Here is a 22,475-nt window from a genome sequence, read left to right on the forward strand (position 1 = left end):
CCCCCGTCCCGCGGTTCCCCTGAGTGCTCCGCCCGCCCAGTATGGCGGCGCGACGGCGCGCCTTGTAGGGCGCTGAGGGGGCACCGCGGGGGCGGGCCGGGAGGCGGCCTACCGCCGCACCCGTGGCATCCCCAGGCCGATCCAGGAGATGATCTCGCGCTGGATCTCGTTGTTGCCGCCGCCGAAGGTGAAGATGACCGCGGAGCGGTAGCCGCGTTCCAGTTCGCCGTTCAGGACCGCGCCTGCCGAGCCGTCCTTCAGGGGGCCGGCGGCCGCGACGATCTCCATCAGCCAGGCGTACGCGTCGCGGCGCGCCTCCGAGCCGTAGACCTTGGCCGCGGAGGCGTCCTGCGGGGTGAGCGTGCCGCGCTGGAGGGCGTCCACCATCTGCCAGTTCAGCAGCTTCATCGCGTCCAGCCTGGCGTGCGTACGGGCCAGCCGGCCGCGTACCCAGCCGAGGTCGGCGACGCGCCGGCCGTCGGCCAGCTTGGTGCCGGCGGCCCAGCGCTGGACGTCGCGCAGGGCGCGGACGGCCATGGTGCCGTGCGCCGCGAGGGTGACGCGTTCGTGGTTGAGCTGGTTGGTGATGATCCGCCAGCCCTGGTTCTCCTCGCCGACGCGGCGGGTGAGGGAGACGCGGATGTTGTCGTAGTGGCTGGCGGTGGTGTCGTGCGAGGCGAGGGTGTTGATGCGGGTGCAGGAGTAGCCGGGGTCGGAGGTCGGCACCAGGAGGAGGCTGATGCCCTTGTGGGGTGGCACGCCGTCCTCCACGGGGGCGGTGCGTACGGCGAGCCACACCCAGTCGGCCGTGTCGCCGTTGGTGGTCCAGATCTTCTGCCCGTTGACGAGGTAGGCGTCGCCGTCGCGTACGGCCCGGGTCTTCAGCGACGCGAGATCCGTGCCGGCTTCCGGTTCGCTGTACCCGATCGCGAAGTCGATCTCCCCGGAGAGGATCTTGGGCAGGAAGTACTCCTTCTGTTCGCCGGTGCCGTATCGCATGATCGTCGGGCCGACGGTGTTCAGTGCCATCAGCGGCAGCGGGACACCCGCCTGCGCCGCCTCGTCGAAGAAGACGAACTGCTCCATCGGCGACATGCCCCGTCCGCCGTACTCCTCGGGCCAGCCGACCCCCAGCCAGCCGTCCGCGCCGAGCCGCCGGATGGTCGCACGGTAGAACCGCTTCTGCGCGGTGGGCCCGTCACCGGACGGCCCGGCGGGCTCCTCGAAGCGGGTGTACGAGTCGTCCGGCACCAAGGCGGCGAAGTACTCCCGCAGTTCGGACCGCAGCCGCTGCTGTTCGGGGGTGTATTCGAGGTGCACGGCCCCTCCTGGTCTGACCGGCCCGGCTCGCGCGTGGCGCGTGCGCTCCCCGACGCGCCGGTGGCGCGGCCGGCAGCTTTTCTGACGGGCCGTCGGGTAACGGGTCCAGGGCACACTAGAACGTGTTCCATTGATAAGGAAGGGCGCGGGCCGCCGGCGGGCGGTGCGCTACAGCGGCTGCGGCAGGAGCCGCAGGGACAGCGGGCGGGTGAGGGGGCTGCGGGACAGGCAGATCGCCGCGCGGCGGGCGCGGGCCGCCGCGGGGCTGGCGGGGAGGAAGAGGTGCCGCATGCGGCAGGCCTGGTCGGCGTGGTAGCCGGCCGTGGGGCGCGTCCGCCGTTCCCACTGGGCGACGGCCCGGTCGAGGGGGCGGCCGGTCCGTATCGCGTCCGCGAGGCCCGCCGCGGCCTCGACGGCGAGGCAGGCGCCGTACGCGGAGTACAGGCTCAGGCTCCACGCCGCGTCGCCCATCAGGACGACGCGGCGGTTCGTCCACCGGGGCATGCGGATCTGGCCGACCCGGTCGAAGCGGACGGTGCCGGCGCGGTCGGCCGCGTCGAGGAGTCCGGGCATCAGGGGGCCCGGGTGGTCGCCGAAGACCCGGCGCAGGGCGGCACCCGCCGGCTCGCGCGGTTCTGCCGCGGGGTCGTCGCCGCGGTACAGGAAGTACGCCACGGGCCCGCAGCCGCGGAAGGCGGCCACCCACGCGGCGCGCCCCGCGTCCGGCATGACGGCGGTGTCGCCCGCGGCCAGGCCCGCCAGGGGTGTGCCGAGCAGGCACGCGGCGGCGACGTGCCCGAAGTCGTGACGGAAGTGCCCGTCGGGCCCGAAGGCCAGGCGGCGTACGGCCGAGTGGCTGCCGTCCGCGCCGATGAGCAGGTCGGAGCGGATCTCGGTGGCGTCGTCGAGGGTGGTCAGCACGTGGTGCGGGGTCTGGGTGACGGCCACCGGCGAGCGGCCGTACCGTATGCCCACGTCGCCGGGCAGGCAGTGGTGGAGCGCGGTCTCGATGTCGCTGCGCAGCAGCGCCAGGGGACGGCGTGCGCCGGCCGGGAGGCTCAGGCCGGGCAGGGTGCGCCCGCGTGCGTCGATCTCGAACCACCGGCTGTCCGGGCCCAGCCGGTCGCCGAGGTGGTCGGCGAGTCCGAGACGGCGGGCCGCGCGATAGCCGTTGCCGCGGAGGAAGACCAGGTGATCGCCTGTGCGGCGGGCCGGGGCCCGCTCGACGACCGTCGCGTCCCAGCCGGCTGCGCGCAGGGCCAGGGCCGCTGCCAGCCCCGCGATACCGGCACCGGCGACGAGAGCGTGGGGACGTGCCGTGGAAACGGGCATCGGGCAACGGTCCTTGAGAGGCGGTCAGGAGACTCGTGTACCCGGCTGGTTTGCGTCCATGCGCCGCGGTCCGGGAGGGGCGCGCGTGGCGGGCGCGCCCGGGAGGGTGGGCGGTGCGCCCCGTCCCTCAGTCCGCCGCCTCCGCGAGGCGGCGCAGCAGCGGCGCCGCCTCGGCGAGCAGGCGGACCTCGTCGGGGCGTAGCGAGGCGAGGCGCTTGGAGAGCACCTCGGCCTCGCCGCGCGCGAGGTCGGCGAACGCGGACCTGCCACGCTCGGTGGCCAGGACCCGGCTGGCCCGCCCGTCCGTGGGGTCGGGCTCGCGGCGGATCAGGCCCGCCGACTCCAGCCCCAGTACGGCGGCGGTGGCGGTCGGCTGCGAGCAGGGCACCCAGGCCGCGATCTCACCGATCCGGGACGGGCCCTGCTGCCGGCTCAGCAGGGCCAGGACGGCGAGCTGCGTCGGCTGGACGCCGCCCGCCGAGGCAGCCCTGCGCAGGCTGCGGGTGAGCCGGTTCAAGGAGATCACCAGTTGCAGTGCCGCGTCGTCGCCGATCGTCATCGCTCGCCCATCGTGCCGCCCGGTCCGGGTCAGGAAAGCGTAAGGCGGGGGCGGTACATGTCCAACCACAGGGCCAGGTCCAGCGTCCTTTCGAGGCCGCGCCGGGACGCCTGGGTGATCTGCGGCGCGTCGTGGTCGGCCGCCCGCTTGAGCCAGTTGCGGTCGACGATGTCGAAGACCTGGTGCGAGGAGCGCGCGAGCAGGTCCTTGGCGTGCTGCTGGAGCGCGACCGCGTACTTGGGGTCCTGTGTCGACGGGTACGGGCTCTTGACCCGGTCGTACACGGACTTCGGCAGGACGTCGGCGGTGGCCTCGCGCAGCAGGCTCTTCTCGCGCCCGTCGAAGGACTTCAGCGCCCACGGCGTGTTGTAGACGTACTCGACCAGCCGGTGGTCGCAGAACGGCACCCGCACCTCCAGGCCGACGGCCATGCTCGCCCGGTCCTTGCGGTCGAGCAGGATGCGCACGAACCGGGTCAGGTGCAGGTAGCAGACCTTGCGCATCCGGAACTCGAAGTCGCTCTCCCCCTCCAGCCGCTGTACGTCCTTGACCGCGGCCCGGTAGCCGTCCCGGACGTAGGAGCGCAGGTCGAGGGTGTCGGCGAGGCCGGGGTCGAGGATGCTGCCGTCGTCGCCGAAGTGCTCGGCCCAGCGCACCAGCCAGGGGAAGGTGTCGGCCCGGCGGGCCTCCTCGTCGAAGAACTGCTTGTAGCCGCCGAAGACCTCGTCGGCCGACTCGCCGGACAGGGCGACGGTCGACTGCTGCCGTATCGCCTTGAACAGGAGGTAGAGCGAGGCGTCCATGTCGCCGAGGCCCATCGGGATGTCCCGCGCCCGTATGACCTTCGCGCGCACCTCGGGGTCGGCCAGGGCGTCGGAGTCCAGCACGATGTCCTGGTGCTCGGTACCGGAGAGGCGGGCCACGTCGTGGACGTACGGCGTGTCGGGGGTGCCGCGCAGGTCGTCGGCGACGAAGTGCTCGGTCTGGCCGACGAAGTCGACGGCGAAGCTGCGTACGGTCTCGCCCGCCTCGCCCAACTGGCGGGCGGCCAGCGCGGTCATCGCGGAGGAGTCGAGGCCGCCGGAGAGCAGGGTGCAGCGCGGTACGTCGGACACGAGCTGGCGGCGGACGATGTCGTCGAGCAGGGCGCGGACGTGGGCGACGGAGGTGTCCCGGTCGTCCTGGTGGGCGCGGGTCTGCAACGACCAGTAGACGTGCCGGCGCAGGCCGCCGCGGTCGACGGTGACCACCGTGCCCGGCTCGACCTCGTACATGCCCTCCCATACGGCGTGGCCGGGCGTTTTGACGAGGGCGAAGAGTTCGCGGATGCCGTCGAGGCCGACGGTGCGCCCGGCGAGCGGGTTGGCGAGGATCGCCTTGGGCTCGGAGCCGAACAGCACGCCGTCGGGCGTCTCGTAGTAGTAGAACGGCTTGATGCCCATCCGGTCGCGGATCATGACCAGCCGCTGGAGCTGCTCGTCCCAGACGGCGAACGCGTACATGCCGTTGAGCCGTTCGGCGACCGCCTCGCCCCACTCCAGGTAGCCGCGCAGCACGACCTCGGTGTCGGAGTCGGTGGTGAACCGGTGCCCCCTGGCGGCCAGTTCCTCGCGCAGCTCGCCGAAGTTGTACGTCTCGCCGGAGTACACGACGGCGACCGGGCTGCCGTCCGCCTTCTCGGCGGTCATCGGCTGCCGGCCGCCCGGGAGGTCGATGATCGCGAGACGGCGGTGGCCGAGGGCCGCGGGCCCCTGCACCCACGTACCGCGGTCGTCGGGCCCGCGGCAGGACATCGTCTCGGTCATCGCGTCCACGGTCTCCCGCTCGGAGCGCAGGTCACGGTCGAAGGAAATCCAGCCGGTGATGCCACACATGCCAAGTCCTCCTGTTCCGGCCCGGGGAGGCGGCCCGCCGTGCGCCGGGGAACCGTACGCGGGCATGGCGGAGCCCGGCGGTCCGACGCCCCCACAGGTCAGTTGTATCGAGCACCTATGTAACGAGGGTGTTCCTCACGAGGACGCTCCGTCAACCTCGCCGCCACCGCGCCGAAACCGCCCAACCCGGCGCTCCAGAGCGCGACATGAACCATTGGCGCGCCTCTGAACTGCGGCTTCACGGAACGCGCGGGCAGCGGGACACCCCGCCGGATGGCACCCGGCTTACGACACCGTGGACAAGGCTTTACCGTGTGCGGAGCCCCGCGCGGGGCTACCTGCGGAAGACGCGGAACATTCCGCCCAGCACACCGCCCACCCGGCGCAGGAGCCCGCGGCGCCGGCGGCGCCCCGGCACGGCGACGTCGCCGGCGGCGCGCCAGTCGGCCGCCTGCGCCACCATCGCGGTCAGGCTCCGGTAGAAGGGCGAGCGGCGGTCGGCCCCGTCCAGGTCGCACCACGTCAGCACGTGCGAGAGGACCCCGTCGTACTCGTGGTACGGGCGGGCGCGCAGGTGGTCGGTGAGCTTGGTCCGTATCACCCGCTGCCGGTCGGCCGGCAGCCCGGACCCGGGCAGTTCCTCCAGCAGCCGCCGGACGTTGCCGACGACCAGGTCCACGAAGGCGTCGCGGCGCCGGGCGTCCAGCCGCCCCAGGCGGGCGTTCTGGAAGTCCTCCTCGCGCCCCGGTGTCTCGTCGCGCACCCGGTCGGCCTCCGCCGGCGCGAGCGCGGGCACCCGGATGTTGAGCATCTGGGAGTCGTACGCCTGGTTGACCGCGACGTGTGTGAGCTCGTGGACCAGCACGGCGAGGTGGTCGCTGCGGGACATGGCCGACGTATGGGCGTAGGAGACGGCGTACCGCCCCTGGCCGAGGTCGCGGGTGTTGCCACCGCCCGCGCCCGCCGTCCGTGCGAAGTCCGCGCGGTTGACGTGCCCGAGCAGCTCGCCCAGCAGCCGCTGGACGTACGGATCGCGGGTCTCGCGCGAGTAGGCGTGCAGGAGTTGCCGGTCCTGGGCCGTCGAGTCGTCTGCCACGGTGCCCTCCGCTCGGATGTGTCCCGCGGTGCGGTCGGTGGCGCCAGTCTCCTCAGCCCGCCCGGCACGCGGAATACGTAAACCCGCCGTGCCGGGCCCCGCCCCTCCCTCCTCTCGTGCCGGTGGTCAGACGCCCGTGCTGCCGTCGATGCGCTCGCGGACGAGGTCGGCGTGGCCGCAGTGGCGGGCGTATTCGGCGATCATGTGGGTGTAGATCCAGCGCAGGGTCACCTGCCCGCCCATGAACGGGCTGGTGTCGCCGAGCGCGCGGGCGGCGCAGTTCTCCCGGGCGCGCTCCGTCTCGGCCTGCCATATGAGCCGCGCCTTCTCGTAGGTGGCCTCCGCCGCGAGCTCGAACCCGCCGTCGGCGGCCCCGCGGCCGGCGTCCGGGCCGGCGGTGAAGATCGGCGGGGCGTCCTCCTGGGCCAGGACCCGGCGGAACCAGTTCCGTTCGACCTCCGCCATGTGCTGGACGAGGCCGAGCAGGGTGATCGGCGAGGGCGCCACCGACGCCTCGCGGAGCTGCTGCTCGGTCAGCCCGTCGCATTTTTGGGCGAGGGTGGTGCGGTAGAAGTCGAGCCAGCTCTCCAGCGAGGCCCGCTCGTCGGCGTCCAGGGGAGGCATGGTGCGTTCGGAAGTGCTCATGTCCGTCATCGTGGCACGGGGGTCTGACAACGCGGCCCGGAGCGTGCCGCCGGCACCCGCGCCCCGGGCGCTGCTCAGCCCGGTGCGGCGACGGGCAGGAGGAGTTCCGTCCAGACGGTCTTGCCGTCGCGGGTGTGGCGGGCGCCCCAGCGCTCCGTGAGCTGGGCGACCAGGAGCAGGCCGCGTCCGCCCTCGTCCGTGCTGTGCGCGCGCCTGAGGTGCGGGGCGGTGCTGCTGGGGTCGGAGACCTCGCAGATCAGCGAACGGTCACGGATGAGCCGCAGCGTGATCGGCGTACCGCCGTACCGGTAGGCGTTGGTGACCAGTTCGCTCACGACCAGTTCGGCGGTGAACGCCAGCTCCTCCAGGCCCCATTCGGTGAGCGTGGCCGCCGTGACCTCCCGCGCCTGTGCCGCGGCGGCCGGTTCCGCGGGCAGTTCCCACGAGGCGACGCTCTCCGAGGGCAGTGCGCGCGTACGGGCGAGGAGCAGCGCGACGTCGTCACGCGGGTGGACGGGCAGCAGGGCGTCCACCGCTGCTTCGCACAGCTCCTCCAGAGGGCGTCGGGGCTGTTCCAGCGCTTCGCGCAGCAGCGCCAGCCCCTCGTCGAGGTCCCGGCTGTGGGCCTCCAGCAACCCGTCGGTGTACAGCGCCAGCAGGCTGCCTTCGGCGAGTTCGAGTTCGGCGGTCTCGAACGGCAGGCCGCCCAGCCCGAGCGGCGGCCCGGCGGGCAGGTCGGGCAGGCTCATCCCGCCGTCCGGGCCCACCACGGCGGGCGGCAGGTGGCCCGCGCGGGCCAGGGTGCACCGCCGGGAGACCGGGTCGTAGACCGCGTACAGGCAGGTGGCGCCGATGATCTGCGGGCTCTGCGGGCCGCCGGCGGCCGACTCCTGCTCCTCTGCCAGGCGGTTGACGAGGTCGTCCAGGTGGGAGAGGACCTCGTCGGGCGCGAGATCGAGGGCGGCCAGTGTGTGCACCGCGGTGCGCAGCCGCCCCATGGTGGCCGCGGCGTGCAGCCCGTGGCCGACGACATCGCCGACGACGAGGGCCACGCGGGCGCTGGAGACCGGGATGACGTCGAACCAGTCGCCGCCGACGCCCGCCGCGGGATCGGCGGGCAGGTAGCGGTGGGCGGCCTCGACGGCCAGCTGCCGGGGCAGCTCCCGCGGCAGCAGGCTCTCCTGAAGGGTCAGCGCCCCGTGGTGCTCCTGGGTGTAGCGGCGGGCGTTGTCGATGCAGACGGCGGCGCGGGCGGCGAAGTCCTGGGCCAGTACGAGGTCGTCCTCCTCGAACGGCTCGGACCGTTCCGCCCGCCACAGGCTGACCAGGCCCAGCACCTGGCCGCGGGCCGCCAGCGGCACGACGATCAGCGAGTGCGCGCCCAGGCGGAGGGCGGCCTTGGACCGCTCCGGGTCCTGGACGTGCCAGCCGGTGCTGCCCGTCAGGTCCGGTTCCAGGACCGGCTCCCGCTCGGCGAGGCACCGGGCCTGCGGCGTACCCGGCTCGAACCGGAACTCCTCGCCGACGGGGTACATCACCTCCAGCGCCTCGGCCACGACGGACCTGACGGCCGCGCGGCACACCGCCACGGGCGTGCCCCGGGTGGGGTCCTGGCCGTGGACGACCGGCTCCAGCAGGTCCACGGAGACCGCGTCGGCGAGGTCGGGGACCGCGACCTCGGCGAGTTCCCCGGCGGTCTGGTCCACGTCCAGGGTGGTACCGATACGGGCGCTCGCCCGGTTGAGGACGGCGAGCCGGCGCTGGGCCCGGTGCCGGTCGGTGACGTCTTCGACCAGTTGGGTGACGCCGAGCACCGCGCCGGAGCGGTCCTGCATCCGGAACGCGGACACGGACACCACCCGCTCGTGCCCCGGGTCGAGGCGGAGCCGGCACGGCTGCTCGGTGAAGATCAGCGGCTCGCCCGTCCGGAGTACCCGGCGCAGCCGCTCCTCGATGGTCGCCACGTCGGGGCCGATCAGGAAGTCCTCCATGCGCAGGCCCCGGTGCGCCGCGGCGGGGCGCCGGCTGATGCCCGCGATCGCCCGGTTGATGCGCAGGATGCTCAGGTCGGGCGCGTGCACGGCCAGCCCGATGGGGGAACGCCGGAACAGGCCGTCCAGGACGGAGCGGTCGATCTCCCACTGGACCACCTCCGCCGCGGGCGCGGCGGCGACGAACCACTCGCGCGCGGCGTCACCGCGCGTGACGGCACGGACCCTGAGGCCCAGCTCGATCCGCCGCCCGTCGCGGTGCAGCAACGGCAGGATGCCGGACCAGCCCGCGTCCCGCCGGGCCGCCGCGACGGCGTCCGCCACGGCGCCCCGGCCGTCCCGGGGGACCAGGAACGCGTCCGCCCGCCGCCCGAACACCTCCTGTGGCGGGTGCCCGAGCAGGATCTCGGCGCGCTCGCTCCAGCCCACGACCCCGCCCTGGTCGTCGAGCATCGCCGAGGCGGCGCGGTGCAGCGCAAACGGGTCCTCCGGCCGCTCGGTGAAGTCCGGCACCGGTGCGTCCATCGCTTCGCCCCTTCGACTCGCCGAGCGGGCCCGCGCTGTCGTCCCTGCGGCGACTCCTCCGGGCGACCCGAGACAGTGAATTGAGCAGGTGTGCCCCAGTATCGTGTCGGCCCGCGCGACCCGCGCCCCGGGCCGGGGGCCCGGGGCCGCTCACTCCGCCGAGCGGAGCACACGACGGCCGGTAGTACGGCCGGCTCCCCGCCACCGGTTCAACCGCACCTCCGAGAGCCCGGGGCAACCGGAACGGACTGCCCGGATTCCGGGGAAGAAACGATGCCGACACACATGGGGCCACAACCCGGAAGATTGTGGCCCCATGTGCGCGTCACGCTCGCCGTGATTCACTTCTTGAAAGCGTCCTTGGCCTTTTCCTTGGCCTCTCGGAGGCTGCCCTTCGTCTTGTCGCCCTGGCCTTCGGCGGCCGCCTGATCGTTGTCGGCCGCGCGGCCGGTTTCCTTCTTGATCGCGCCCTTGACCTGCTCGGCCTTGGCCTTGGCCTTTTCGCTCGCGCTCATGGATCCCTCCCCTTCGGCAGTCGTTGGACGACATCGCGAGTGCCCGGCTCCCGGTCGCGCAAACAAACCGCCGGAGGCACGATGCGGGAACGACGGAAAAACGTGGGTGTGTGAAAGCGAAAGGGCGGGGCACACGACGTTCCGGAGGTTGATAACTATGGTTCCCCTGCTACTCGTTCTGCTTCTCGCGCTTATCCTGTTCGGCGCCGGATTCGCCCTCAAAGCCCTGTGGTGGGTGGCCGTCGTCGTACTCGTGATCTGGCTTCTCGGCTTCGTCATGCGTTCCGCCGGAGCGGGCGGCCGCCGTGGGCGCTGGTACCGGTGGTGAGGTAGCGCGCCCCGCACGTACTGCGGGCCCGCCCGGATCTCCGTGATCCGGGCGGGCCCGCAGCCGTGTTCCGGAACCGTCCGTACCCGATTCCCGAATCGGAATCACCGAATCGGGTAGTCGGTGCCGTAGCCGGGGCGGGTCAGGGCTCGCGCTGGGAACCGCGCGCAACCTCCAGCCCGGCCCGTCCCGGCCCGCCGGTGTCACCGCCCGTCGACATAGCGCCGGAGCACGTCGCAGGTGTACCGGAACTCGTCCGTCAGCCGGGTGGCCTCCACGACGAGTACGCCGTACGGGCGGGCCGGATCGGTCAGCGGCAGGCCGTCCTGCTCGGCCTGTTCGGTCACCTGGCGGCAGCGCTCCTGCGCCTCTTCGGCGAGCCCGGAGAGCCGGCGGGCCTGCTCGTGCAGGGAGTCCTCGTCCACTTCGCCGAGGGTCCGGGTGAGGTCGGAGACGGATTCCAGGAAGCCGGCGTAGCCGCGCAGGAAGCGCCGGTCCCGTTCGTCGCCGCCCTCGCGCCACTGGTCGAGGCTGCGGGTGAGGGAGGCCATCTGGTACAGCGTCCGCTCCAGTGCCTTGAGCACCGCGCCGTACCCTTCGAATCCCGTACGGCCGCGGTGGCGGCCCAGTCGGCTGCGGGGGTTGTAGTAGAGGCTCTCGCGCGCCGTCCGCAACCCGTTCTCGGCCTGGGTGATCAGCTCTCCGGTCTGCTCGGCCCGGCTGCGCCAGTGGCTGATGCGCTCCTCGTCCAGCTCGCCCTGCCGCATGGCCGGGTACATGTCGCTGACCAGGTCGCACAGTGCGCGGGCGAGGGTGTGGATGGAGTGCTCGGCGCTGCGGTAGCGCAGTGGCGGCACCACGAACACGTTGACGAGGACGCCGATGCCGCAGCCGATGAGGACCAGCAGGACGATCTGCCCGAGGTGGGTGATCTTGCCGATGCCCGGCGGGGCCGTCACATAGGTGGAGAAGGCGAAGAACGCCGCCGTCGCCACCTGGGAGCCCTGCGAGCCCAGGGCCGGCCACCGCCCGATGACCAGGGCCACCACCGCCACGAGCGCGAAGGTCAGCACGTCGGGGCCGGCCAGCGCGCCGAGAGCCGCCTGTACGGCCACCCCGGTCGCCACGGCGCCCACGTAGCGCAGCGACTGCAACAGCGACTGGTACACCGTCACCTGCATGATCAGCACCGCCGAGAACGGCGCGAACGCCGGCGACTGCGCGTTGAGCAGGTTGTACGAGCACACCCAGGCAGCCGTGGCGGCCAGCGTGCTCTTGCCGATCAGCAGCAGCGTGTGGCGTTCGTGCCCCGCCGTCCCCCAGGCCCGGCTCCACCACTGCCGCACCCGGGCCACCCGGCCCTGAGCCGCGGGCGACTCCCGCCGTCGCGCCGACGGCTCCCGGGACTTCCTCCGCACCCTCTCCTCCCGGGGAACCTGCTCCCCCGTCCGACCGGTCATGCACGCTCCGTTCCTCATCCGGCCCGCACCTGGCAGCGGACCGACCGCTTTCACTCGGTACCCCGCCGGGACGACCCCACCCCAGCGCTCCCCCGCCGCACTGAGCCACCCGCACCACAGACGGCTCAGGCAGCCTTGCGGTATTCCTCCGCCGCCCCCTTCACCACCTCGGCGCGCACCCGGGCCAGCGCCCGGCTGATCAGGCGGGAGACGTGCATCTGGGTGATGCCCAACCGGGCGGCGATCGCGCTCTGCGTCATGTCCTCGAAGAACCGCAGATACAGGATGCGGCGGTCGCGCTCGGGCAGCCTGGCCAGGAACGGCCTGGCCGCCTCACGGTCCTCGACGAGCCCGAAGGCGTCTTCGAGCCCGCCCAGGACGTCCACGAGAGCGTGGCCGTCACCGCCGCCGCCACCGTGGTCGAGAGCCGCTTCCAGCGACAGCGAACGGTAGGACCCCAGTGCCTTCAGCCCGAGGGCGGCGTCCTGCTCGGTCAACCCGGTGTGGGCGGCGAGCTGCGCCGCGGTGGGGGTACGCCCGTCCGAGGTGGCGCTCAGTTCCTGGACCGCGGTACGGACCTTGTTGCGCAGGTCCTGGATGCGGCGCGGCACGTGCACATGCCAGGTGTGGTCGCGGAAGTGCCGCTTGAGTTCACCGGTGATGGTGGGGACGGCGAACTGCTCGAACGCCTCGGCGCGGTCGGGGTCGAAGCGGTCGACGGCCTTGACCAGACCCAGGGCGGCGACCTGCTTCAGGTCGTCGAGGTGTTCGCCGCGCTCTCGCAGCCGGTACGCCAGCCGGTGCGCCATCGGCAGCCACGCGGTGATGATCCGTTGGCGTATCTGCTCCTTGACCGGCCCGTCCTCCAACGTGGCCAGCAGCCGGAACTCGTCGCTGGTGTCGACATCGCGGGCACCGCGCCCATGGTCGCGCGCGGTAGCGGGGGTGGCCATCGCCGGCTCTCCTTAGACGATCCGCGGAGGTGTCCGCGGGCAGGCGAGGGGCCACGGCCGGAAAACGGCAGACGGACCCCTCGACCAGAAAAGGGAAGGGTGCCTACCGTTCCGAAGCACTGCCGCTCTTCTGTCCCACCCGGCTCCCCTTACACTCGGCATCCACCACTTTCCGCTGTGGCGTGCGTCACGAACCACACGGGCTCTCCGACGCTTGCGGCCGCCCCAGCGGATCTGCATATGCTGAGGCCGTCACGCTGAGTAATCCGCCCACTCGCTTTCCTCGCGCCTTTCCTCCGCCTTTCCTCACGCCCTTCCAGTCCCTGAGGAGATCCGATGAAAATGCTCATCAACGTTCCCGAGACCGTCGTCACCGACGCGTTGCGCGGTATGGCGGTGGCGCATCCCGAGTTGGTGGTGGATGTCGAGAACCGGGTGATCGTGCGGCGGGACGCGCCGGTGGCCGGGAAGGTGGGGCTGGTGTCCGGGGGCGGGAGCGGGCACGAGCCGTTGCACGGTGGGTTCGTCGGGCCGGGGATGCTGGACGCCGCGTGCGCCGGGGAGATTTTCACGTCGCCCGTTCCGGACCAGATGGTGCGGGCCGCCGCGGCCGTGGACAGCGGCGAGGGCGTGCTGTTCGTGGTGAAGAACTACACAGGTGACGTGCTGAACTTCCAGATGGCCGCCGAGCTGGCGGAGGACGAGGGCGTGCGGGTCGACAGCGTGCTGGTCGACGACGACGTGGCGGTGACGGACTCGCTCTTCACGGCCGGGCGGCGCGGCACCGGCGCCACGCTCTTCGTGGAGAAGATCGCGGGTGCGGCGGCCGAGGAGGGCGCGCCGCTGGACCGGGTGGCGGGGCTGGCCCGCCGGGTCGTGGGCTCCTCGCGCAGCTTCGGCGTGGCGCTGAGCGCCTGTACGACGCCCGCCAAGGGCGGCCCGACCTTCGACCTGCCCGCCGGCGAACTGGAGCTGGGGGTCGGCATCCACGGTGAGCCGGGGCGGGAGCGGCGTCCGATGATGACCGCCCGCGAGATCGCGGACTACGCGGTGGACGCGGTGCTGGCGGACCTGCGCCCCAGGCAGCCGGTGCTGGCACTGGTGAACGGCATGGGCGGGACCCCGCTGGCGGAGCTGTACGGCTTCGGCGCCGAGGTGCACCGGGTGCTCGCCGAGCGGCGGGTACCGGTCGCTCGTACGCTGGTCGGCAACTACGTCACCTCGCTCGACATGGCCGGCTGCTCGGTGACGCTGTGCCAGGCCGACGAGGAACTGCTGCGCCTGTGGGACGCGCCGGTGCAGACGGCCGGGCTGCGGTGGGGGCGGTGAGCGGCACGCGTCCGCGGGTCCGTGATCACAGGCAGGCACAGGTACGAGCAGAGGAGCGGTTCGTGTCGGAAACGTCCCTGGGCGCCGGGTTCTTCGTCCGCTGGATGACGGCGGTCGCGGCCTCCGTCGAGCGGGAGGCGGACCGGCTCACCGAGCTGGATTCCGCCATCGGCGACGCCGACCACGGCAGCAACCTGCGGCGCGGCTTCGCGGCCGTCGCCGGGACGCTCGAAGGGGAGCCGCCGGAGACGCCGGGTGCCGTGCTGACCACGGCCGGACGGCAGTTGATCTCCACCGTGGGCGGCGCGTCGGGACCACTGTACGGGACACTGCTGCGGCGTACGGGCAAGGCGCTCGGCGACGCCGCCCGGGTCACGGCCGGCGACCTGCGCGCGGCGCTGCGGGCCGGGGTGGACGGAGTGGCCCAGCTGGGCGGTTCGGCGCCCGGCGACAAGACGATGCTCGACGCGCTCGATCCGGCGGTCGAGGCCCTGGGCGGGTCGTTCGGCGCCGCCGCCGAGGCTGCCGAGCAGGGGGCGCTGGCGACCGTGCCGCTGCGGGCCCGCAAGGGCCGGGCGAGCTATCTCGGCGAGCGCAGCGTCGGGCACCAGGACCCGGGCGCCGCCTCGTCGGCGCTGCTGTTCGCGGCGCTGGCGGAGACGGCGGAGCAGGAGGGCGCCAAGTGAGCGGCGGACCGGCGCGCGTGGGCATCGTGCTGGTGTCGCACAGCGGGCCGGTGGCCGAGTCGGTGGCGCGGCTGGCCGCCGGGCTCGCGGGCGGCGGCGCCCAGGTGCCGCTGGCGGCCGCGGGCGGGACCCCGGACGGCGGCCTCGGTACGAGTGCGGAGCTGATCACGGAGGCGGCGCGGCAGGTGGACCGCGGTGCGGGTGTCGCGGTCCTCGTGGACCTGGGCAGCGCCGTGCTGACCGTCAAGGCGCTGCTCGCCGAGGGCGACGAACTGCCGGAGGGTACGCGGCTGGTGGACGCGCCGTTCGTCGAGGGCGCGGTGGCCGCCGTGGTCACCGCCTCGGCCGGCGCGGATCTGGAAGCGGTCGCGGCGGCGGCCGCAGAGGCGTACTCCTACCGGAAGGAGTGAGGGGAAGGGAGCGAGGGCGCTCATTGGAGGGCGGGCAGCAGCAGGGCCGCCACCAGGACCGTTCCCGCCAGCACCCAGGCCACGTAGTCGCCGATGTGCCCGGAGTGCAGGCGGCGCAGCGGAGCCGCCCAGCGGGCCGGTTCGACCGGTCCCCCCGGCCTGCGTACGGCCCACCAGGCCAGGCCGCAGGCCAGGGCGGCGGACAGCAGCCCCAGGCCGACGCCCACCGCGGACCAGTGCGGTCCGGGCTTCGGCACGGGGGCGGCCGAGGGTGTGCCGAGGACGGCGGCCGCGTACCCCGCCCGGTCGGTGAAGGCGTCCGCCGCCCGGCCGGCCGCCGCGTGCAGGCCCGGTACGAGGCCGACGGCCAGCGCGCCCGCCAGCAGGACGGCCGGTACGACCAGCATGGTGTCGGGGATGCGGCTCAGCGGGCCCGCGGTTTCGGGCTGTTCGTCCTTGCCGCTGGTCTCGTCCGGGCAGTCGCCCGCGGGGACGGCGTCGTCGGGGCGTACGCCCAGTCCCAGGAAGACCCGGGCTCCGGCGCGCAGCACCGCTCCCCCGGTGACCGCCGAGACCACCACGAACACGGCGGCCGGCCAGCCTCCCACCGCTTCCTCGGTGACGGCCTTGCCCAGTCCGGTGCCGAAGGGCGGCAGACCGGCCAGGGCGAGCCCGCCCGTGACGTAGACCACGCCGACCAGGGGGTATTCCCGGCCGCGGGCGTACAGTTCGAGTTCGTCGACGCTGCGGAAGCGGTCGAGGAGGATGCCGGTGGCCGCGAAGAGCGCGGCCTTCACGCCCGCGTGCCCGAGGACGTACAGGGCCGTGCCACCGGTGCCTTCCGGTGTCATGGCGGCGAGCCCGATCAGGAACAGGCCGGTGTGCGCGACGGTCGAGAAGGCCAGCAGCCGCTTGAGGTGGCGTTGCTGCCAGCACATGAGCGCGCCGGCGAGGGCGGTGAGCGTGCCGAGGACCAGGAGCGTCCGGTGCGCGTCGGCCGTGGGGATGCCGCCGGGGCCCGCGAAGACGGTCCAGTAGACGCGGGCCGTGCCGTACACGCCGAGTTCGACCATGACGCCGGACAGCAGCATGCACACGGGGGTGGGCGCGACGGCGTGCGCGTCCGGGAGCCAGAAGTGGAAGGGCACCACCGCCGCCTTGACGAGCAGGCCGGTCAGCACGAGGACGAAGGCGGTCAGGACGAGCGCGTCCGGCCCGCCGGGGTGGGCGTCCAGGCGGCTGCCGATCTGGGCGAAGCCGAGTTCGCCGGTGCGCCCGTACAGCAGGCCGACGCCGAGCAGGGTCGCGTAGCCGCCGAGGGAGTTGACGACGCCGAAGGTGAGCGCGCCCTGCACGGCGCGCTTCTCCTCGACGCGGTAGCCGGTGAGCGCGTACGCGACGACACCCATCAGCTCGAAGAAGACGAACGCGTTGAAGAGGTCGCCGGTGAGCGCGAAGCCGCACATGCCCGCCTGGAAGACCAGGACGAGGGCGGGGAAGGTGCCCGCCTGGCGGTGCGGCGGCTCGTCGAAGTACCGCCAGGAGTAGGCGAGTACGGCCACCACGAGCAGGGAGGTGACGGTGGCCAGGCCGGCGCCGGCGCGGTCGCCGACCAAGACGATGCCGACGCCCGCGCCGTCGTGCGGGTGCCAGCCGCCCAGCCATTCGACGGCGTGCGCGCCCGGGCTGTCCGCCGCCGGGCTGCGCAGCAGTACGGACAGGGCGAGCGCGGCCGTGCCCGCCGCGCAGCCGGTGCCCGCGATCTCGGCGGCCCGGCGCGGCATCCGGCGGCCCGCCGCCACCAGGAACGCGGCGCCGAGCAGCGGTAGGGCCACGACGAGGGGAAGGGTGGCGGCGGGAGTCAGCGTCAGGGCCGCCGGGCTGGCGACGGTGCCGGTCGCGGTCACCCGCGCAGCTCCGAGAGTTCGTCCGGGTCGACGGTCCCGTGCCGTTTGCCCACCTGGACGACGAGGGCCAGCAGCAGCGCGGTGACCGTCGCGCCCACGACCACGTCGGTGAGCGTCAGCGCCTGGACGACGGGGTCGACGACCGGGCGGGTGCCGGGGTCCAGGTCGGAGAAGACCGGCGCGGTGCCGCCGTCCCGGTAGCCGATGGCGAGCAGCAGGACGTACGTGGAGGCCTGGCAGACCGCCAGGCAGCCGACGGCGTGGATGAGGTTGCGGCTGGTGGCGAGTCCGTAACAGCCGATCAGGAAGATCCAGGCGGCGACGAGATACGGCAGCACGCTCATGCCGGCTCCTTCCCGGGCGGGGTGTCGCGGCCGCGGGCGTCCCCGCCGCCGTCGGTGATCTCGACCGCCTGGTCGAGGAAGGAGGCCAGCAGGACCACGACGCCGCTGGCGACCTCCACCCCGACGGCGGCGTTGAGCAGGGGGACCGTGCCGCCGGAGGCGAGGGTGTTGAAGGTGCCGTAGGGGAGGAAGTTCGTCAGGTAGGCGGTGCCCGCGAGCAGGCCGGCGGCGCCCAGCAGGAGGTAGGCGGCCTCCCCCGCCGCGTCCGCCACCGCGTACAGGCCGACCGGTCGGATCCGCTCCAGCGCCCGGTAGTCCACGGCGACGTAGAGCAGGTGCAGGGCGGTGGCGATCACCACGCCGCCCTGGAAGCCGCCGCCGGGGCTGAGCTGGCCGTGGGCGACGACGTACAGGCCGATGAGCAGGGTCACCGGGAGCGCGACGAGCGCGTACCGGCGTACGGGCGGGGAGACGCGCGCCGGTTCGGGCCGTACGCGGTGTTCGTCGCGCGTCTGGCGGAGCAGCACGACGGTGCCCAGCGCCGCGCAGAAGAGGATCGATTCCTCGCCCAGGGTGTCGAAGGCCCGCTGGTCGAAGTTGACGGCCGCGACGACGTTGGAGGTGTGCCGGGCCAGGGCGGCCCGCACGGCGCGGACGCCGTACGGGTGTCGGTCGCCGCCGAACTCCGGCAGTCCCAGGCTCGCGGCGGACAGCAGGGCGGCCAGCCCCAGGACGCCGATCGCCAGTACCCACATCCGGGCCCGTCTGCTCACCGCCGCCCCTCCTCACCGCGGCCCCCGGCCCCCCGGTCCGCATCGCGGCTGCCGTCCGCTCGGCCCCCGCGCCGTACCTTCCGCACGGCGAGCAGCAGCATCAGCGGGGTGAGCGCGGAGCCGACGGCGAGTTGGGAGAGGGCGACGTCCGGCGCCTGGAGGACGGCGAAGAGGATGGCGAGGGAGAGTCCGAGGAGAGCCAGCACGGTGGACTGCCGGACCGGGTCGCGTGCCAGTACGGCGGCGGTCGCGGCCGCCGCGACCAGCGCCAGGGACAGCGCGATCAGCGCGTCACCCACGGGAAGCGCCACCTCCCTCGCGCGACAGCGCGCGCGTGGAGACGATGTTCCCTCCGACCAGCAGCGCCCCGATGGCCAGCAGTTTCACCATCGCCCTGCCCGGCCCGGCCGCGACGCACAGCGGCAGCACCACCAGCGGGACGGCGACCGCGGCGAGCGGCGTCATGGCGCGTTCCAGGGTGCGTACGACACGGTCGTGCGCGGGCCGCTCGGCCAGTTCGCCGGCGAGCAGCCGGGCGTAGACGAGCGTTCCCGCGGGCCCCAGGACCGCGAGGACGAGGGCCAGGTCCACGTACGCGGGTCGCGCGTACCCCTGGGCGAGCAGCAGCACGACCAGGCAAGCGGCCAGTGTCGCGAGGTTCTGCGCCATGACCCGCCGCCGTACGGGACCGCCGGCCGCGCCCCACACGGTGGGCGCGAAGCCGACGAGGAGCAGGAGCGCGGCGGCGAGCAGCCAGCCGTTCACCGGGACCGCCTCTCCCCCGGGCCGGCGTGCGGCCGCCGGCCGGTGGCGGCGGCCCGGCGGGCGGCGCGGGCGGCGATGGCGCCGAGCAGGGCGGCTGTCGCGCCGACGGCGCACTCCAGCGTGTCCGGGCTGCTGACCAGTACCAGCCACAGCCCGGCCAGCGCGGCCCACCAGACGGCCAGTTCCACGGCCGCCGCGGCGGTCGGCCTCACCACACCGGACATGCGCTCACCTCCGGCCTCGCGTACCCGGCCGTCAGGTTCTCATGCGACGCACCCTCACCGGACAAACCGCGCCGAACGGACTACCCGGACAGGGTTGCCCTAACGCGCCCCGGCCACCCCGGCTTCGGCCACGACCTCGGGGTCGTCCCCCGCGGCGGTCAGCACCACGTCCAGCAGCCCGGGGAAGCGGGCCTCCAGGTCCTCGCGCCGCAGGCGCATCAGCAGGCGGCGCCCTTCGCGCCGTTGACGGAGCACGCCGCTCTCCCGCAGCACGCGCCAGTGATGGCTGGCGGTGGACTTCGACACCTCGGGCAGGAGTTCGCCGCAGGATCGCTCGGCGCCGTGCGCGAGCCGGTGCACGATGCGCAGCCGGATCGGGTGCGCGAACGCCTCCAGGACATCCGCGATGCGTAGTTCGGCACGGTCGGGGTGACTCAGTACAGCCATGCTCCGAGCGTACGCGGACGGACGGACACCCGGCCGCGGCCAGGTACCGCCTCCGTGCCGCCGGCCACCTCTAGTGCTACAGTTCTAGAACATACGAACTGACGATCCGACACCAAGGAGACATCTCCCTCATGACGATCTACGAGGACAACTACTCCCTCGGCAAGCAGTTCCACGCCGCGCTCGCCACCGGCGACTGGGACGCGATCCGCTCGCTCCTGCACGAGGACGCGACCTGGGAGCTGCCCGGCTCGAACACGATCTCCGGCATGGCGCACGGCGCGGACGCGGTCGTCGAGCGCGCCCGGAAGATCGCCGGGTACGGCCTGAACTTCGCCCTCCTCCACATCCTGGTGAGCCCGCGCAACATGGCGCTGTCGCTGCACAACACCGCCCAGCGCGGCGACGTGGTCCTGGACGAGCACCTCTCGACGGTGTGCACCGTGCGCGACGGCCGGATCGCGGCCATCGAGACCTACCTCTCCGACGTGGACGGCATGAACGCGTTCTTCGTCTGAGGGAGCACCAGCACCGAGGGGTGGTGGAGCGTCACCTCCGTGGGGACGAGCCGGGTGGCGGCCGCCAACGGCTCGCCCGTACCGGTGTTGCGGGCGAAGCGCGGGTGGGCGCCGCCGCTGACCTGGAGCCGGATGCGGTGTCCTGCCGCGAAGGTGTACGCGGTGGAGCTCGTCGCCACCGTGACGGCGGCCGGCCCCGGTCCGGCGGGCCGCAGCCGCCGCAGTCCGTCGCAGACGTTCGTCGAGCGGCCCTGTGCGTCGACGTCGCAGAGCCGGACGAAGACGTCGGCGTGACCGGTGTCCGCGCCCACCCGAAGTTCCACACCGGCCGCTCCCAGGACGTCGACCGGCTCGGCGAGCGGCGCGGTGGTGAAGGTCAGCACGTCGTCCCTGGCCTCCAGGGACGCGTTGTCCCGGGGCCCGGCCTTTCCCGACAGCAGCGGCCCGCCGACCGAGGGCGTCGGGTCGGCCGGGTCGTAACGGAAGGCCGGCGGCGGAGCGGCCGCGGGAGCCCGGTCGCTCAGCGTGCCGTCGCCGGCGAGGTACCAGCGGCGGTCCGCCGCGGCCGGCGGCCACTCGGCGAGGTCGTGCCACTCCCGGCGACCGCCGACGTGCACCCGCACCCGCTCCTCCCGCAGGCCGGACGGGTCGCCGCACAGGTGGGCCCGCAGCCAGGCGAGGCTTTCGGCGAAGACCTCGGGCCAGCCCTGCTGCATCGCGGAGTTGTGCGTCCAGGGGCCGACGAGCAGGGCGGCGTCGCAGCCGGCGCCGCGCAGCCTTTCGTACTGCCGCAGCGTCTGGTCGAGGCAGACGTCGTGCCAGCCGGTGACCAGGCTGGTCGGCACGGTCAGCCGCTCGGCCGCGGCCCCGGCGTCCGCCCCGCGCCAGTGCGGGTCGGCCGCGTCGGGGTGGGCCATGGCCGCGTCCAGGAAGGGCACCCGGCCGCCCATGCCGGGCACGTACGCCTCGCCGAGGGGAAGGGTGTGCGTCGCCTTCCGGAGGTGGCGCCGCAGCCGTAGCGCGGCCCGCAGGAAGTGCGGCGTGCCCCGCCCGTAGTGCAGCCGGCCCACGGCGGAGACCAGGGCGCTCTCCAGGGCGAAGGCGCCGGACGCGTGAAAGAAGCCGTGCATGTCGTGCACGCCGACCTGGATCACCATCGCGCGCAGTTCGGGCGGCGGGTCCAGGGCCAGGGCCCACTGGGCGTAGCCGAGGGCGCTGGGGCCGGCCGTCCCCACGACGCCGGTGAACCAGGGCTGTTCGCGCAGCCACGCGACGGTGGCCCGGCCGTCGGCGGCTTCGTGCTGCCACAGCGCGTACGCGCCGCCGGAGCCGCCGGTGCCGCGGCAGCTCTGCAGGACGACATGGAAGCCCTGTTCGGCGAGGAGCACTCCGTACATGGGCGCCCACGGGATGCCCCGGCCGTAGGGCGAGCGCACCAGGACCGTGGGGAAGTCACCGTCGGCCAGGGGGAAGTAGTGGTCGGTCAGCAGCGGGCTGCCGTCGGCGGCGGGCACCACGAGACCGGGCTCGTACGCGATGTCGTGGCGTGCGGGGGGCATGCCGCGCAGGGTGCGCCGCAGGGCGCGGGTGCGCAGGGGCGGCTTCTTCGCCGCGGGGTGGTACGTCGCCGTCGTCACGGTGCCTCGATTCCTGGTGCGGGACCGGCTTATTTCTCGTACGACGTACGAGAATAGCGGATGATTGGATGGCGGCCACCAGCAGAGAGAGGTTGCCGTGACCCGTACAGGCTCGTCAGGCCGTAGCGCCGGGGTGGATCCGGAGGCGCTCTGGGCGCCCGCCGAACGCCCGCGGCGCGGGCGGCCGCCGGCCCACAGCCGCGCCGCGATCACCACGGCGGCCGTCGCCCTCGCCGACGCCGAGGGGCTCGCCGCCGTCACGATGCGCGCGGTCGCGGCCCGGATCGGGGCCGGCACGATGTCCCTCTACAGCTACGTCCCCAACAAGGAGACGCTGCTGGAGCTGATGATCGACCAGGTGAGCGGCGACCACCGGCTGCCGCCGGAGCCCTCCGGCGACTGGCGTGCGGATCTGCGGCGGTTCGCCCACGAGCAGCGCGCGATCATGCGGCGGCACCCCTGGCTGGCGACGGCGCTGCCCGCGCGGCAGACGTTCGGCCCGAACACCCTCGCCGCATTGGAGTACGCGCTCGCCGCACTCGCGCCCGCGGGCCTGGGCGGCCAGGCGGGTCTGGAGATCTTCAGCCTGCTCTCCGGTTTCGTGGCCGGCCACGTCACGCACGAGCTCGCCCAGGAGGAGGCCGCGGGTCACAGCACCCGCGAGTTCCACGAAGCGCAGGCCCGCTACCTGCGGTCCGCCGCCGTCGCGGACGCGTATCCGTTGGTCGCCGGGGCCCTGACGGCACCGGACGACGCCCCGGGGCCCGACGCCACGTTCGGCCGCCTCCTCGACCGCATGATCAACGGGCTGACGGCGGCCGGCTGAGCGACGGGCCC

Annotated in this window: 24 protein-coding genes; 6 read left to right on the plus strand and 18 right to left on the minus strand. The window is 73.6% G+C overall.

Features of this window, described 5'->3' with window-relative positions:
- Positions 1-108: 108 nt before the first annotated feature.
- From ACH4K4_RS14190 to ACH4K4_RS14225, 8 genes are all read right to left on the minus strand, one after another.
- Positions 109-1,320: an acyl-CoA dehydrogenase family protein gene (locus ACH4K4_RS14190; protein ID WP_398167326.1), complete on the minus strand. Its 1,212-nt coding sequence runs from the start codon at positions 1,318-1,320 to the stop codon at positions 109-111.
- A gap of 168 nt (positions 1,321-1,488) precedes the next feature.
- Entirely contained in the window at positions 1,489-2,652 is a 1,164-nt protein-coding gene (locus ACH4K4_RS14195) for an FAD-dependent monooxygenase (protein WP_398167328.1), read from the minus strand.
- Between the two features lie 127 nt (positions 2,653-2,779).
- Positions 2,780-3,211 carry a MarR family winged helix-turn-helix transcriptional regulator gene (locus tag ACH4K4_RS14200; protein WP_398167330.1) on the minus strand — a complete coding sequence of 144 codons (432 nt, stop codon included), beginning with the start codon at positions 3,209-3,211 and terminating at the stop codon, positions 2,780-2,782.
- A gap of 29 nt (positions 3,212-3,240) precedes the next feature.
- Entirely contained in the window at positions 3,241-5,085 is a 1,845-nt protein-coding gene (gene asnB / locus ACH4K4_RS14205; protein ID WP_398167331.1) for an asparagine synthase (glutamine-hydrolyzing), read from the minus strand.
- Between the two features lie 334 nt (positions 5,086-5,419).
- Positions 5,420-6,181 carry a hypothetical protein gene (locus ACH4K4_RS14210; RefSeq protein ID WP_398167333.1) on the minus strand — a complete coding sequence of 254 codons (762 nt, stop codon included), beginning with the start codon at positions 6,179-6,181 and terminating at the stop codon, positions 5,420-5,422.
- Between the two features lie 126 nt (positions 6,182-6,307).
- On the minus strand, positions 6,308-6,826 hold the full coding sequence (locus ACH4K4_RS14215) for a DinB family protein (RefSeq protein WP_398167335.1): 519 nt from the start codon (positions 6,824-6,826) through the stop codon (positions 6,308-6,310).
- Positions 6,827-6,900: 74 nt separating this feature from the next.
- A complete protein-coding gene (locus ACH4K4_RS14220; protein ID WP_398167337.1) occupies positions 6,901-9,342 on the minus strand; it encodes a SpoIIE family protein phosphatase in 2,442 nt (813 codons plus the stop codon).
- Positions 9,343-9,683: 341 nt separating this feature from the next.
- Complete coding sequence (locus tag ACH4K4_RS14225) at positions 9,684-9,857, minus strand: CsbD family protein (protein WP_398167339.1); 174 nt, start codon at positions 9,855-9,857, stop codon at positions 9,684-9,686.
- 157 nt (positions 9,858-10,014) lie between these two features.
- On the opposite strand from ACH4K4_RS14225, the gene ACH4K4_RS14230 reads away from it, so the two are divergent.
- A complete protein-coding gene (locus ACH4K4_RS14230; RefSeq protein ID WP_398167341.1) occupies positions 10,015-10,185 on the plus strand; it encodes a hydrophobic protein in 171 nt (56 codons plus the stop codon).
- A 203-nt stretch (positions 10,186-10,388) separates the two neighbouring features.
- Here ACH4K4_RS14230 and ACH4K4_RS14235 read toward each other — a convergent pair whose 3' ends face one another.
- Positions 10,389-11,645 (minus strand): aromatic acid exporter family protein, encoded by a 1,257-nt coding sequence (locus ACH4K4_RS14235; RefSeq protein ID WP_398167343.1) that lies wholly within the window; start codon positions 11,643-11,645, stop codon positions 10,389-10,391.
- Between the two features lie 125 nt (positions 11,646-11,770).
- Positions 11,771-12,598, minus strand: a complete 828-nt coding sequence (locus tag ACH4K4_RS14240; protein WP_398167345.1) for a SigB/SigF/SigG family RNA polymerase sigma factor — start codon at positions 12,596-12,598, stop codon at positions 11,771-11,773.
- Positions 12,599-12,934: 336 nt separating this feature from the next.
- Between ACH4K4_RS14240 and dhaK the strand changes: the two genes are divergently transcribed.
- The 3 genes from dhaK to dhaM all read left to right on the plus strand — a co-directional run bounded on the left by dhaK (position 12,935) and on the right by dhaM (position 15,023).
- Entirely contained in the window at positions 12,935-13,927 is a 993-nt protein-coding gene (gene dhaK / locus ACH4K4_RS14245) for a dihydroxyacetone kinase subunit DhaK (protein WP_398167347.1), read from the plus strand.
- 104 nt (positions 13,928-14,031) lie between these two features.
- A complete protein-coding gene (gene dhaL, locus ACH4K4_RS14250) occupies positions 14,032-14,613 on the plus strand; it encodes a dihydroxyacetone kinase subunit DhaL (protein ID WP_398167998.1) in 582 nt (193 codons plus the stop codon).
- Complete coding sequence (gene dhaM, locus ACH4K4_RS14255; protein ID WP_398167349.1) at positions 14,610-15,023, plus strand: dihydroxyacetone kinase phosphoryl donor subunit DhaM; 414 nt, start codon at positions 14,610-14,612, stop codon at positions 15,021-15,023. Before dhaL ends, dhaM begins: the two co-directional genes overlap by 4 nt.
- A 20-nt stretch (positions 15,024-15,043) precedes the next feature.
- Here the strand turns inward: dhaM and ACH4K4_RS14260 are convergent, their stop codons facing one another.
- The 7 genes from ACH4K4_RS14260 to ACH4K4_RS14290 all read right to left on the minus strand — a co-directional run bounded on the left by ACH4K4_RS14260 (position 15,044) and on the right by ACH4K4_RS14290 (position 19,483).
- The gene (locus tag ACH4K4_RS14260; RefSeq protein ID WP_398167999.1) at positions 15,044-16,888 is read right to left on the minus strand and encodes a complex I subunit 5 family protein; all 1,845 of its coding nucleotides are present in this window, start codon (positions 16,886-16,888) and stop codon (positions 15,044-15,046) included.
- Between the two features lie 38 nt (positions 16,889-16,926).
- Positions 16,927-17,274: a sodium:proton antiporter gene (locus ACH4K4_RS14265; protein ID WP_398167351.1), complete on the minus strand. Its 348-nt coding sequence runs from the start codon at positions 17,272-17,274 to the stop codon at positions 16,927-16,929.
- Positions 17,271-18,047, minus strand: a complete 777-nt coding sequence (gene mbhE / locus ACH4K4_RS14270; protein WP_398167353.1) for a hydrogen gas-evolving membrane-bound hydrogenase subunit E — start codon at positions 18,045-18,047, stop codon at positions 17,271-17,273. Before mbhE ends, ACH4K4_RS14265 begins: the two co-directional genes overlap by 4 nt.
- Complete coding sequence (locus ACH4K4_RS14275) at positions 18,044-18,346, minus strand: Na(+)/H(+) antiporter subunit B (protein WP_398167355.1); 303 nt, start codon at positions 18,344-18,346, stop codon at positions 18,044-18,046. Before ACH4K4_RS14275 ends, mbhE begins: the two co-directional genes overlap by 4 nt.
- On the minus strand, positions 18,339-18,812 hold the full coding sequence (locus ACH4K4_RS14280) for an MrpF/PhaF family protein (protein ID WP_398167357.1): 474 nt from the start codon (positions 18,810-18,812) through the stop codon (positions 18,339-18,341). The genes ACH4K4_RS14275 and ACH4K4_RS14280 overlap by 8 nt, the downstream gene beginning before the upstream one ends.
- Complete coding sequence (locus ACH4K4_RS14285; RefSeq protein WP_398167359.1) at positions 18,809-19,036, minus strand: hypothetical protein; 228 nt, start codon at positions 19,034-19,036, stop codon at positions 18,809-18,811. Before ACH4K4_RS14285 ends, ACH4K4_RS14280 begins: the two co-directional genes overlap by 4 nt.
- A gap of 99 nt (positions 19,037-19,135) precedes the next feature.
- The gene (locus ACH4K4_RS14290) at positions 19,136-19,483 is read right to left on the minus strand and encodes an ArsR/SmtB family transcription factor (RefSeq protein ID WP_398167360.1); all 348 of its coding nucleotides are present in this window, start codon (positions 19,481-19,483) and stop codon (positions 19,136-19,138) included.
- A 131-nt stretch (positions 19,484-19,614) separates the two neighbouring features.
- On the opposite strand from ACH4K4_RS14290, the gene ACH4K4_RS14295 reads away from it, so the two are divergent.
- The gene (locus tag ACH4K4_RS14295; protein WP_398167362.1) at positions 19,615-20,001 is read left to right on the plus strand and encodes a nuclear transport factor 2 family protein; all 387 of its coding nucleotides are present in this window, start codon (positions 19,615-19,617) and stop codon (positions 19,999-20,001) included.
- Here the strand turns inward: ACH4K4_RS14295 and ACH4K4_RS14300 are convergent.
- Positions 19,959-21,638 carry a CocE/NonD family hydrolase gene (locus ACH4K4_RS14300; RefSeq protein WP_398167364.1) on the minus strand — a complete coding sequence of 560 codons (1,680 nt, stop codon included), beginning with the start codon at positions 21,636-21,638 and terminating at the stop codon, positions 19,959-19,961. The two genes, ACH4K4_RS14295 and ACH4K4_RS14300, sit on opposite strands and share 43 nt — an antisense overlap.
- 97 nt (positions 21,639-21,735) lie before the next feature.
- On the opposite strand from ACH4K4_RS14300, the gene ACH4K4_RS14305 reads away from it, so the two are divergent.
- The gene (locus tag ACH4K4_RS14305) at positions 21,736-22,464 is read left to right on the plus strand and encodes a TetR/AcrR family transcriptional regulator (RefSeq protein ID WP_398167365.1); all 729 of its coding nucleotides are present in this window, start codon (positions 21,736-21,738) and stop codon (positions 22,462-22,464) included.
- Positions 22,465-22,475 lie beyond the last annotated feature (11 nt).

The sequence above is a fragment of the Streptomyces sp. NPDC017529 genome (assembly GCF_044329785.1).
GTDB lineage: Bacteria > Actinomycetota > Actinomycetes > Streptomycetales > Streptomycetaceae > Streptomyces.

Coding starts and splice junctions, on each gene's coding strand:
- ACH4K4_RS14195 (WP_398167328.1), bottom strand. CDS start 2,652: ATGCCCGTTTCCACGGCACGTCCCCACGCTCTCGTCGCCGGTGCCGGT.
- ACH4K4_RS14200 (WP_398167330.1), bottom strand. CDS start 3,211: ATGACGATCGGCGACGACGCGGCACTGCAACTGGTGATCTCCTTGAAC.
- asnB (WP_398167331.1), bottom strand. CDS start 5,085: ATGTGTGGCATCACCGGCTGGATTTCCTTCGACCGTGACCTGCGCTCC.
- ACH4K4_RS14215 (WP_398167335.1), bottom strand. CDS start 6,826: ATGAGCACTTCCGAACGCACCATGCCTCCCCTGGACGCCGACGAGCGG.
- ACH4K4_RS14220 (WP_398167337.1), bottom strand. CDS start 9,342: ATGGACGCACCGGTGCCGGACTTCACCGAGCGGCCGGAGGACCCGTTT.
- ACH4K4_RS14225 (WP_398167339.1), bottom strand. CDS start 9,857: ATGAGCGCGAGCGAAAAGGCCAAGGCCAAGGCCGAGCAGGTCAAGGGC.
- ACH4K4_RS14230 (WP_398167341.1), top strand. CDS start 10,015: ATGGTTCCCCTGCTACTCGTTCTGCTTCTCGCGCTTATCCTGTTCGGC.
- ACH4K4_RS14235 (WP_398167343.1), bottom strand. CDS start 11,645: ATGACCGGTCGGACGGGGGAGCAGGTTCCCCGGGAGGAGAGGGTGCGG.
- ACH4K4_RS14240 (WP_398167345.1), bottom strand. CDS start 12,598: ATGGCCACCCCCGCTACCGCGCGCGACCATGGGCGCGGTGCCCGCGAT.
- dhaK (WP_398167347.1), top strand. CDS start 12,935: ATGAAAATGCTCATCAACGTTCCCGAGACCGTCGTCACCGACGCGTTG.
- dhaL (WP_398167998.1), top strand. CDS start 14,032: ATGACGGCGGTCGCGGCCTCCGTCGAGCGGGAGGCGGACCGGCTCACC.
- ACH4K4_RS14265 (WP_398167351.1), bottom strand. CDS start 17,274: ATGAGCGTGCTGCCGTATCTCGTCGCCGCCTGGATCTTCCTGATCGGC.
- ACH4K4_RS14285 (WP_398167359.1), bottom strand. CDS start 19,036: ATGTCCGGTGTGGTGAGGCCGACCGCCGCGGCGGCCGTGGAACTGGCC.
- ACH4K4_RS14290 (WP_398167360.1), bottom strand. CDS start 19,483: ATGGCTGTACTGAGTCACCCCGACCGTGCCGAACTACGCATCGCGGAT.
- ACH4K4_RS14295 (WP_398167362.1), top strand. CDS start 19,615: ATGACGATCTACGAGGACAACTACTCCCTCGGCAAGCAGTTCCACGCC.